Source organism: Enterococcus haemoperoxidus ATCC BAA-382 (genome assembly GCF_000407165.1).
Taxonomy (GTDB): domain Bacteria; phylum Bacillota; class Bacilli; order Lactobacillales; family Enterococcaceae; genus Enterococcus_L; species Enterococcus_L haemoperoxidus.
The window spans coordinates 902,866-914,766 of sequence record NZ_KE136479.1; the positions used below are offsets into that span (position 1 = coordinate 902,866).

The following is an 11,901-nucleotide window of genomic DNA, read 5'->3' on the forward strand; positions in this document are numbered from 1 at the left end:
GGATGAGGTGAAAAAATGGAGTATCTTTTAACGTTTCAAAATACCCATTATGCAGTTCACGGTGAAAAAGTATTGCTCAATAAAAAGATTCATGTATCCGTAATGGCGTTGCCGACAAGTCTAGGGGATTTTTGTGGAATTTGTTTAAGGATAGCTATGGAAGATCTAACACATGGCCGAGCGTTTCTAGCAGAAGCTAATATACCGGTCGAAGGAATTTTTAGGATTGAAAGAACTAGGAAGGAAAGGAAGTATGTACCATGGAAGCCCTGATTGATTGCTTTGATTTTAAGGGACAACAAGTGGTTTCACTGATCGGAAGCGGTGGAAAAACAAGTTTAATGTGGTATCTTGCCGAATATTATCGAAATCAAAATGTTCTAGTTAGCACGACAACTAAGATTGGGTACCCTGTTGATCGTCCATATGACTTTTTTTATAGTAGTAATTTTTCAAATTTAGGCAGTGATGGGCAGGGGATCACCTTAGCAGGAAACCTTACTGCAGGTGGATATAAACTAAGCTCACTGCCACTTACGGTGATTGAAGAGTCACTTCCACATTTTGATAAGACCTTTCTAGAAGCTGATGGTTCTAAGCAATTACCTTTAAAAGGCTGGGAAACATTTGAGCCTGTTGTTTTACCTGAAACGACTGTTACGATTGGCTTGGTTCCAATATCTGTTGTTGGAAAAACAATCGACCAAATGACTGTTCATCGTCTTGCGTTATTTTTACGAGCAACAGGTGCTACTCAAGGAGAGAAAATCAAAGAAGAAACACTAGCCGAAATCATTGCCAGTCCGACTGGGTTATGGGAAAAAAGCCATGGGCAACGTATCTTATGCATTAATCAAGTCGAAACGTTAGAACAATTAAGGCAGGCCAAAAAAGTCTTATCTTTACTGCCGAAAATGCTATTAAAACGTTTGAGTAAAGTAATTGCATGCAATATTCAAACTAAAGAAGGAGTTGTCATATGGGAAAAATAAAACAATCAATTTCTGAAACTGTCGTAGTTGTGCGAGGTGGCGGCGATTTGGCTACTGGTGTTATCCAAAAATTAGCTCATACAGGTTTCAAAGTAGTGATTTTAGAAACGGCGAAACCATTGGCCATTCGCCGTACAGTAGCATTGTGTACAGCTATTTTCCAAAGCAAACAGCAAGTAGAAGACATAGAAGCGGTCTTCGTTTCTTCTGTGTCAGAATGTGAGACGATCTGGAACAATAAACAGATTCCAATATTAATTGATGCCGAGGCGAAATCTTTGCCTGAACTGAAGCCCATCGTCTTGGTCGATACGATTCTAGCTAAAAGAAATCTAGGTACAAACAAAAGGATGGCGCCTATTACGATAGCTCTTGGACCAGGCTTTTCAGCACCAGAAGATGTTGATGTTGTGGTTGAAACGATGAGAGGACATTATTTAGGGCGATTGTATTTTGAAGGGACAGCCATCCCCAATACTGGAATACCTGGAGAAATTAGTGGGAAAAGTGCCGAACGTGTGATACATTCACCTACATCAGGAAACGTTCAACATGTAAAAAAAATTGGAGATGTTGTGAAAAAGGGAGAAGTGCTTTTTTATGTAGGTCAAGCAGCTGTAGAATCACCACTAGACGGTGTATTGAGAGGCTTGATTTCAGATAAAGTAGTATGTCAAGCAGGATTAAAATGTGGCGATGTTGATCCACGACCAGTTGAACAAGTCGATTGCTATACAATATCGGATAAGGCACGGGCTTTAGGCGGAGCTGTTTTAGAGGCAATACTCTTGTTGGGACGGGAAAAAGACTTATTTTGATGTAAATAAAAATAAGTTGCTAAAAATTATTTTTTTTACCTAAAAAATATTGTTTTAAAGGTTTGAATTATGGTATAGTATAAGGGAAGATTTTGCATAATGTTTGATTTAAAAAGAAAGCGTTTTATTTTTTTGAGATATGTGAAAAAGGTAATTTGAAACTAAACGTCTTTAACAGTACCATAGCTACATGCTTTTTTGATATTAAGTATGAGAAGAATGAAAAGGGTTACACCTTATCTTTTTATACTTTAAAATATTAAGTAAAAAAGGTGAGAGGATGAGTAAATATGGCATTAGTAAAAATCATTTATGCAAGTATGACAGGCAACACAGAGGAAATTTCAGAAATATTAGAAAGTACGGTGCAAGAAGCAGGATTTGATGTAGAAAGAGAAGAGTGTTCAGAAGTGGATGTCGACTTCTTTGATGATGCAGATGCATGTGTGATCGCTACGTATACGTATGGTGACGGTGAATTACCATTTGAATTTGAAGATTTCTATGACGAATTAGAAGAAAAAGATTTAGCTGGAAAAATTTTTGGCGTGGTGGGTTCTGGCGATCGTGAATACGGAGATTTATTCTGCAAATCAGCTCATGATTTTGTGGCTGCATTAGAAAAATCAGGCGCTAAAAAAGTAGCTGAAACAGTTGAAATCGAAAATAATGCAGAAGACGAAGATGTTGAAGCACTGAAAAAATTTGTCCAAGAATTAACGTCTGGGTTATAAAAGTTTCTAAAATCATATGAAAGAAGGAAAAATGAATGAAGCCATTCATTAACGGTACTCCATATGTATAAAATAACCAAAAGTGAGCAGCTTTCGAAAAATGAATATGATTTTTGGATTGAGGCTCCTCGGATTGCTAAGAAGGCTAAGCCAGGACAATTTGTTATGTTGCGGATCAATGAAATGGGGGAACGAATCCCTTTGACAATTGCAGATACTGATGATTCTAGCGGTAAGATTCGTTTAGTTTTCCAAGTAATAGGTAAAACAACTGCTGAACTGGGGAAACTTACGATTGGTGACACCATTTTAGATTTAACTGGACCACTTGGTATGCCGACAGAAATAAAAAATTATGGGACTGTCATGATCGTAGGCGGTGGCGTTGGAATTGCTGCAGTTTTCCCAATCATTAAAGGGTTAAAAAAAGCTGGAAATCGAGTTATTACAATTCTTGGTGCCAAAACAGCTGAACTTGTGATCCTTCAAGAGGAGTGTCGACAATATTCTGATGAACTGATCATCACGACAGATGATGGTACAAAAGGCATGAAAGGTCTTGTAACGGACGCAATGGAGCAAGTGATTGCAAACGAAACAATCAACAGTAGTTGGGCGATTGGTCCCAGTATGATGATGAAATTTTGTACCATGACTGCAGCAAAATATGAATTGCCACTTTATGTTTCACTAAACCCGATTATGATCGATGGAACAGGTATGTGTGGCGGCTGTCGAGTAACGATCGACGGGAGTATCAAATTTGCCTGTGTCGATGGCCCAGAATTTAAAGGAACAGAGGTTAATTGGGATGAGTTTATCAGTCGCATGAAACAATATAAGACGGAAGAAGAAACCTGTTTGGTGGATTATCAAAAAGTGCAGGTGATAAATCGTGGTTAGAAGAAGTAGAACAAAAACACCAATCGCTGAACAAGACCCAGCAATTCGTAAGTCAAATTTTGATGAGGTTTGCTTAGGGTATACGCTCGAAGAAGGTGCGGCTGAAGCTGTTCGGTGTTTACAATGTAAAGAGGCTCCCTGTATTGCCAGTTGCCCTGTGATGATAGATATTCCTGGATTTATTCTTGCAATTAAAAAAGGAAATATGCAGGAAGCAGCTGATATTTTAGGAAAATATACGAACCTTCCAGCAATTTGTGGAAGAGTTTGTCCTCAGGAAAAGCAATGCGAACAAGTCTGTAAGTTGGGACTGGCTAAAAACTTTGAACCAGTCGCAATCGGTAAATTAGAGCGTTTAGTTGCAGATTGGGCTTTAGAAAATCAAGATTTTTCGAAATGCATTCAAAATAACGAAGCGAAAATTGGTCGAATCGCCGTCATTGGTTCTGGTCCCTCTGGTTTAACGGTTGCTGGTGATTTAGCAAAAATGAACTATGAGGTAATCATTTATGAAGCACTACATGATTCTGGTGGTGTATTGACTTACGGCATTCCAGAATTTAGATTACCTAAGAGAATTGTAAAAAAAGAAATCGAAAGCATTGAAGCGTTAGGTGTAACGATCGAAACCAATGTTGTGGTTGGTAAAACAATCACGATGGATGAGGTCATGAACGAATTTGATGCTTGCTACATTTCTGTTGGAGCTGGAGCTCCTAACTTTATGGGAATACCTGGAACAGCATTGAATGGGGTTTATTCTTCTAGCGAATATTTGACACGAATCAATTTGATGCATAGTTATGAGTTTCCGAAATTCGATACACCAATCAAACGTTCCAAAAATGTTGTAGTGATCGGTGGTGGAAATGTGGCAATGGATGCGGCTCGTTCAGCTAAACGTTTAGGCGCTGATCATGTCAGTATTGTCTATCGCAGGTCATTAGAGGAATTGCCCGCGCGTATCGAAGAATACCATCATTCTGTTGAAGAAGATATCGACTATCATTGGTTGAGCAATCCAGTCGAATATATGAATAACGGTGTTGGGGATTTAAATGGTGTGAAATGCGTCAAAATGGAACTAGGTGAACCAGATGAATCTGGAAGACGTCGTCCAGTTCCAATCAAAAATAGCGAATTTATTATCGAAGCTGACACAGTGATCGAAGCAATCGGTCAAGGGTCCAATAAAGTGTTGTTATCCACTTTCCCAGAACTTAAATTGACAAAATGGGGTTACATTGAGGCGGATCCAAAAACAGGAACTACATCAATTCCTGGCGTCTTTGCCGGCGGAGATATCGTAACAGGTGCAGCAACAGTAATTTTAGCCATGGGTGCTGGAAAAATTGCTGCTGTAGAAATCGACAACTATGTACGAGAAAAAAACAAAACGCCCGTAACAACAAAAGTCTGAGGAAAGATAAAAGGTGAGAACAAATGAAAAAAACAAAGACGATGGATGGAAATACAGCAGCTGCTTATATTTCTTATGCCTTTACAGAAGTAGCGGCAATTTATCCTATCACGCCTAGCTCGACCATGGCGGAATTAGTAGATGAATGGGCAGAAAATGGCTTGAAAAATATTTATGGGCAAAAGGTCCAAGTTATTGAAATGCAGTCAGAAGCTGGAGCTGCAGGCGTTGTCCATGGGTCGTTAAAAACAGGGGCATTAACAACGACTTATACAGCATCACAAGGCTTGTTGTTGATGATTCCTAATATGTATAAAATAGCTGGTGAACTATTGCCAGGTGTTTTTCACGTAGCTGCTAGAGCGATCACAACGAGCGCCTTGAGTATTTTTGGTGATCATGGAGATGTTATGGCGACCCGTCAAACAGGTTTTTGTATGTTGGCAGAGTCAAGTGTCCAAGAAGTAATGGATCTTTCAGCAGTAGCACATTTAGCCAGTATTGAAGGCAGTTTACCGTTCGTCAATTTTTTTGATGGTTTTAGAACAAGTCATGAACTGCAAAAAATCGAAGTACTTGATTACAGTGATTTAAAAGAGATGCTTGATCAAGAAGCAGTGGATCGCTTCAGAAATAGAGGAATGAATCCAAATCATCCAACAGTATCTGGAACAGCTCAAAATCCAGATATCCATTTTCAACAAAGAGAAACCGTTAATACAAACTATGAAGCAATGCCAAGAATCGTTCAAAAATATATGAATCAAATCAATGAATTACGGGGCACTAATTATGATTTAACAGATTATTATGGGGTAGAAGATGCGACAGAAGTCATTATATCCATGGGTTCAGCATCACCTGTTATTCAACAAACGGTGGATTATTTAAATAATCGAGGACGAAAAGTCGGATTGATCAATATCCATTTATACCGTCCTTTTCCAACAGAAAACCTACTAGAAAAATTACCAAAAACTGTAGAAAAAGTCGCTGTTTTAGATAGAACTAAAGAAGCTGGATCTGACGGAGAACCATTGCTCTTGGATGTTCAAAGTGCCTTATATCAACATTCTAATCGTCCAATCGTGATCGGTGGACGCTATGGCTTAGGATCAAAAGATGTGACACCTAACCAGATCAAAGCAGTTTATGACCATTTATTACAACCGTTTGCTGAATTGAAACAACGCTTCACAATAGGAATTGTAGATGATGTGACGTATCGTTCATTACCGCAAGGAGAGCTTTTAGATTTAACACCTGACTCAACCTTTCAAGCAAAATTCTGGGGATTTGGCTCAGATGGTACAGTTGGTGCTAATAAACAAGCAATCAAAATTATAGGAGACAATACCGATCTGTATGCACAGGCGTATTTTAGTTACGATTCCAAAAAATCAGGTGGCTTGACTCTTTCTCATTTACGTTTTGGAGAAGAACCGATCGCATCCACTTATTTAGTAGAACAAGCTGACTTTATAGCATGCCATAATGCTTCTTATATCCATAATTATGACTTATTGAAAGGATTGAAAGATGGCGGAACGTTCTTATTGAACACCATCTGGGACAAAGAAAAAATTTATCGCTTACTTCCAGCAAAGTTAAAAAAATATATAGCAGAACATACTATTCAGTTTTATATTATCAACGCTGTAGAATTGGCACGTGAAATTGGATTAGGTCGTAGGATCAATACAGTGATGTCAACTGCGTTCTTTGAAGTAACGGATATTCTGACACGAGAGGAGTACATGCCGTTACTAAAAGCGGAAGTCAAAAAAACTTATGGAAAAAAATCAATGGAAATCGTGGAAAAAAACTTCCAAGCAATTGATAGAACTTTTGATTCTCTTCAGAAAATTGAGGTTCCATCTGAATGGGCAACAATCGTTATCGAACCTGAGAAAAAAGACGAAACATTACCTAAATACGTTACAAATATTCTACAGCCAGTCAATCGTCAAGAAGGAAATGAATTGACCGTTAGAGATTTAATCGATAACGGGATGAAAACAGGCGAAATGCCAATGGGCACAGCGGCTTTTGAAAAACGTGGCATTGCCTTAGAAGTGCCAGAATGGCAAATGGATAAATGTACGATGTGTAATGAATGTGCATTTGTTTGCCCCCACGCAGCGATTCGTCCATTCTTAGCAAATGAAGCTGAAATGCAAGAAGCTCCAGAAGGATTTATCGCTAGAGAAATGCGTGGCGCAGACGGCTTGATGTATCGAATTCAGGTGTCTTTAGAAGACTGCACTGGTTGCGGTCTATGTGTTCAAGCTTGTCCAGTCAAAGAAAAAGCCATTTTGATGAAACCTTATGAAGAACAAAAAGAGCAAGCAATCAATTGGGCGTTTGCAATGACCTTACAGCAAAAAGAAAATCCAGTCAGAAAATTATCCGTTAAAGGATCTCAATTTAACCAACCACTGATGGAATTTTCGGGAGCATGTGAAGGGTGTGGCGAAACACCTTATATTAAATTATTAACACAATTATTTGGAGATCGAATGATGATGGCCAATGCGACTGGTTGCTCTTCTATTTGGGGTGGCTCGTCTCCTGTTACACCCTATACAACAAATGAATGCGGGCAAGGACCTGCTTGGAGTAACTCACTATTTGAAGATAATGCCGAATATGGCTATGGAATGTATGTAGCGAATAAGACCAAACGACAATATTTAGCAGATCAAGTACAAGAAGCTATCGATAAAAATATAGGCTCGAACCAACTGCAAGCTTTAATGGAAGATTGGTTAGCGCATTATTTAGAAGGGGATGGCACTCAACAACGCGCAACAAAGTTAGCAGCAGCTTTGAGCGAGGAATATCAAAGTAATCAACTTCTAGAGAAAATTTACAAGCAAAGGGATTTACTTGTAAAAACCAGTCAATGGATAGTCGGTGGTGATGGTTGGGCATATGATATTGGTTTCAGTGGAATCGATCATGTCTTGGCAAGTGGGGCAGATGTCAATATTTTCGTCATGGATAATGAGGTTTATGCTAACACAGGCGGTCAGACATCCAAAGCGACACCAGCAGCAGCGATTGCTAAATTTTCTGCTGGAGGGAAACAGAACGCTAAAAAAGATTTAGGCATGATGGCGATGACGTATGGCAATGTTTATGTAGCACAAATCGCTTTAGGTGCTAATTCAATGCAGACCATAAAAGCAATCGATGAAGCTGAGCGTTATCCAGGACCATCACTGATTATTGGCTACACGCCTTGTATCAATCATGGTATCAAAGGTGGTATGATCGAAACATTATCTTTAGCAAAAGAAGCGGTTGAATCTGGCTATTGGCAATTGTATCGTTACAATCCACAACTAATTGAAAAAGGTAAAGACCCAATGGTTATCGACTACAAAAAAGCTGATTTCTCTAAGATGCGTAATTTCCTTGAAAAACAAACTCGATTCTCTGCGCTTCATACAATCAAAGACGATCAAGAAGTCGTTGAAAATCTTTTAACGAAAACAAAAGATGATGCAGAAGATCGGTCTGATAATTATGTGAAATTAGTGAGTCAGATCAAGAAATAAAAAAATAGGAACATAGACTATCAAAGCAACTGGTAAAACGATATTTTCGTTTTATTCCAGTTGCTTTTTTACAAGAAAAAAATAATAATAAAAAATTCTTCAAAAATTTCAAAAAGCGTTTACAATGTGGTATTCTTACAGTGTTGGAATTTAAGTAAAAAATAACTTTATTACGAGTCCGAGACAAAACTGTTCAACTTATTTCCGGAACCTTTCAAAACTTAGTGCTTTAGCACTTAGAATTTGATGTGATCGAAGTGTAGTAGCTGCTTTTTTTCTCGCCGTTTACTCGCACCCTTAGCTGTTAGTCTTATGTAGTTTCTCAGGCTAGTCACTGCACTATGGTTAGATAGCTACAAAACCTGAGAAGGATTGAAAGTCTTGGGAAAAGACTTAACGAGCCTGCTATGCTTTAAATTTTAAGGAGGATTTTTATGTTTGATTGGAAGAAGTTAAAAAAAGAAGATATAAAAAGAGAAATTTTAGCAGGAACCACTTCATTCTTTGCCATTTCCTATATCATTATGGTAAATACTGTGATTTTGGCAGAGGCGGGCATGCCGAAGGAACTAACGATTTTTGGAACGATATTTATTTCAATTATTGGCTCAATTTTGATGGGACTAGTTGCAGATGCACCCATCGTGTTAACCACCGGAATGGGGGTTAATTCATTTTTTACCTATACGTTGGTACTTTCATTAGGCTTGACTTGGCAACAGGCACTCGCCGTTAGTTTTTGTGCAGGGATTGTTTATTTATTAGTTGCATTTACACGGCTAAGCAAGTTATTTGCAGAAGTCGTACCGGAATCATTAAAAACCGGGATCACTGTAGGAATCGGTTTTTTTCTTGTATTGATTGGGTTGGAAAAAGGGCACTTGATTTTGCGAGGGGAACATACTTTTTTGCAACTTGCATCGTTAGATAATAGCTTAACTTTATTAACATTATTTTCGTTGATTTTGACTGTATTTTTATTTATAAAAGGAATTCAGGGCAGTTTTTTTATTGGGATTGTTGCTGTAACAATTATTGCTAATATTTTTGGTTTGGTACCTTCAGCAGAACATTTTTCATTAGGCGGATTGAGTCATTATTCTACGATTTTTTTACAACTAGATTTCAGCACTTTTTTTTCAAAAAGTTTTTTGTTAGGTGTATTTGCGTTATCGATGATTTTAATTTTTGAATCAATGGGGCTACTTAAAGGGTTGATGCCAGAAGCAGATGAAAAAAAATATTTAAGAGCGTATCGTGTGACAGGCTTTATTACGTTATTATCTGGTATTTTTGGAACAAGTCCGACTGTGGCAGCGGCTGAAAGTGCAACTGGGATTGAAGAAGGAGGAAAAACGGGAATAACAGCCATTACTAGTGGAATTTGTTTCTTTTTAGCATTACTCGCGTTGCCGTTGCTTTCTTATATTCCTGATTCAGCTTTAGCGCCAGCAATCATCATAACGGGTTTCTTAATGATCCAGCAAATCAAAACGCTACATTTTGAGGATTTCAGTGATTATTTTCCAGCAATGTTGATGATCGTTTTGATTCCGTTTACCATGAATATATCTGATGGAATGGCATTTGGCTTTGTAGCATATCCAGTGACGAAATGGATTGCAGGGAAAAAAGCAGAATTATCATTACCGATGTGGTTGATCTCTGGTTTGTTTTTGATGTATTTGATTGTGAATGTCCTGATATGATATAAAATAATAAGGATGTTCCTGATTTCACTATTTACAAATAAAATAGGGTGCCAAACAAAAATGATGTTTGGTACCCTATTTTTTATCCAATTATGATTTTCTCAGAAGGATATTCATAGCCGATATCTCGTGTTTCTTTTGGTACAAATAACATTAAAGTATAAAGCATTCCGATCCGTCCAATAAACATTAACAGAGCAATCATTAGCTTACCAACTGTGGTTAAATCAGAAGTGATGCCTAGTGACAACCCAGTCGTACCAAAAGCAGAAGCAACTTCGACAATAATAGCAATCAACGGATGGTCTTCTGTCGCAGTTAAAAATAAGACGGCAAAGAAACACATGATTAACGAAAGCATAAAGACAACAATCGATTTTTTTACATCATCATCATCGATCCGTCGTCCAAACACATTGATTTTATCTTCACTTTTCAAAAAAGCATACAAGTATAAACCAATGATCGCAACGGTCGTTGTTCGAACCCCACCACCGACTGAACTAGGGCTACAGCCAATAAACATCAAAAGAGAAAATACCATTAATGTCGTAACCTGAAAATCACCTAAATCATTGATCTGCAGACCTGCATTTCGAGTCGTCATAGAATAAAACATTGATGTGATCCAACGCTGGATCTCACCCATCCCCACAAACAAATGATCTTTCTCCAATAAATAAATCAAAATTGTACCGCCGATAAATAAAATCACAAAAGCCAATACAGCAATTTTACTAAACAATGAAAAACGGAAAGGCAATCCTCGTTTTTTCTTCTTAAAAAACAACCACTCACGAACTTCCATCAATACTGGAAAGCCAATCCCACCGACAAAAATCAAAAACATAATCACGATCAAAAAAAGATAATCGTTGGCAAATGGGATAATCGAATCTCCTGTAACGTCAAATCCAGAGTTGGTAACTGCTGAAATCGATTGATAAAAACCAAAGAAAATCGCTCTGGGCCAGGTTTTATAATAGCCGGAGAAGTAAAAATAAATGGAGAAAAATGTACCAAATATTACTTGAAACCATAAAATAATGGTAAATGTGATTCGAATCAAGCGAACGATACCGCTCAATTTTGGTTGGTTCATATCGGTCATGATTAATTGCCGTTGTTTTAAAGAAATTCTCCGTTTAGATAGAATGATGAAAGCTGTAGAAATCATCATGATCCCCAAACCACCAACTTGAAATAACACTTCCAGTAAAATTACGCCGCGGTCATTAAAGACAGAATTAATATCAAATGTAGACAAACCTGTAACACTTACTGTACTGATGGCCATAAAGAGCATATCGATGAAGCTCACATGAGAGCCGGGTTCTCTAAAAAAGGGCAGACAAAACAATAAGTAAGAAACCACTGTCATGATAACATAATAGGAAACAATTATTTGTATAGATGAGAAATTATTAGAAATATAACGCCTTCCATTGCGTTGCGCCAGCCATAAAAGCCGAAATCGATTCATAGTGGACCTCCTGAATATCATTAAACCAAGTATAGCAGAAAATAAATGGTGGGCAAACAAAGAATAAACCCTTAGAAGAAATAAGAAATTGATTAAAAATAACGAGAATAGAGCACAAATCAAACAGAACATGCTATTTTATTGTGAGGGGAGTAACATTCTTTTGTTTAATAGGTTGAAAAATAAACTTAATTAAACTAATGAGTTTAGTATAAAAGAGAAATCTATCATTTTCAAAATGTGATTATATTCACATTTATATAAGAGATTAGGTAG

General features: G+C 37.6%; 9 protein-coding genes. 8 read left to right on the forward strand and 1 reads right to left on the reverse strand.

Annotated elements, in window-relative coordinates; genetic code table 11:
* The first annotated feature begins 15 nt into the window (after window positions 1–15).
* From I583_RS04265 to I583_RS04300, 8 genes are all read left to right on the forward strand, one after another.
* Complete coding sequence (locus tag I583_RS04265) at window positions 16–273, forward strand: putative Se/S carrier protein (protein ID WP_010763338.1); 258 nt, start codon at window positions 16–18, stop codon at window positions 271–273.
* Window positions 261–992, forward strand: coding sequence for a selenium cofactor biosynthesis protein YqeC (gene yqeC / locus I583_RS04270; protein ID WP_010763339.1), 732 nt, complete (start codon window positions 261–263; stop codon window positions 990–992). Before I583_RS04265 ends, yqeC begins: the two co-directional genes overlap by 13 nt.
* Window positions 980–1,810, forward strand: coding sequence for a selenium-dependent molybdenum cofactor biosynthesis protein YqeB (yqeB, locus tag I583_RS04275; RefSeq protein WP_010763340.1), 831 nt, complete (start codon window positions 980–982; stop codon window positions 1,808–1,810). Before yqeC ends, yqeB begins: the two co-directional genes overlap by 13 nt.
* A 290-nt stretch (window positions 1,811–2,100) precedes the next feature.
* Entirely contained in the window at window positions 2,101–2,544 is a 444-nt protein-coding gene (locus I583_RS04280; RefSeq protein ID WP_010763341.1) for a flavodoxin, read from the forward strand.
* 63 nt (window positions 2,545–2,607) lie between these two features.
* On the forward strand, window positions 2,608–3,447 hold the full coding sequence (locus I583_RS04285) for a sulfide/dihydroorotate dehydrogenase-like FAD/NAD-binding protein (protein WP_034682648.1): 840 nt from the start codon (window positions 2,608–2,610) through the stop codon (window positions 3,445–3,447).
* Window positions 3,440–4,867: an NADPH-dependent glutamate synthase gene (gene gltA / locus I583_RS04290; protein WP_010763343.1), complete on the forward strand. Its 1,428-nt coding sequence runs from the start codon at window positions 3,440–3,442 to the stop codon at window positions 4,865–4,867. The genes I583_RS04285 and gltA overlap by 8 nt, the downstream gene beginning before the upstream one ends.
* A 23-nt stretch (window positions 4,868–4,890) precedes the next feature.
* Complete coding sequence (gene nifJ, locus I583_RS04295) at window positions 4,891–8,430, forward strand: pyruvate:ferredoxin (flavodoxin) oxidoreductase (RefSeq protein ID WP_010763344.1); 3,540 nt, start codon at window positions 4,891–4,893, stop codon at window positions 8,428–8,430.
* A 434-nt stretch (window positions 8,431–8,864) separates the two neighbouring features.
* Window positions 8,865–10,139 (forward strand): NCS2 family permease, encoded by a 1,275-nt coding sequence (locus tag I583_RS04300; protein ID WP_010763345.1) that lies wholly within the window; start codon window positions 8,865–8,867, stop codon window positions 10,137–10,139.
* A gap of 85 nt (window positions 10,140–10,224) precedes the next feature.
* Here the strand turns inward: I583_RS04300 and I583_RS04305 are convergent, their stop codons facing one another.
* Window positions 10,225–11,625 carry a TrkH family potassium uptake protein gene (locus I583_RS04305; protein ID WP_010763346.1) on the reverse strand — a complete coding sequence of 467 codons (1,401 nt, stop codon included), beginning with the start codon at window positions 11,623–11,625 and terminating at the stop codon, window positions 10,225–10,227.
* Window positions 11,626–11,901 lie beyond the last annotated feature (276 nt).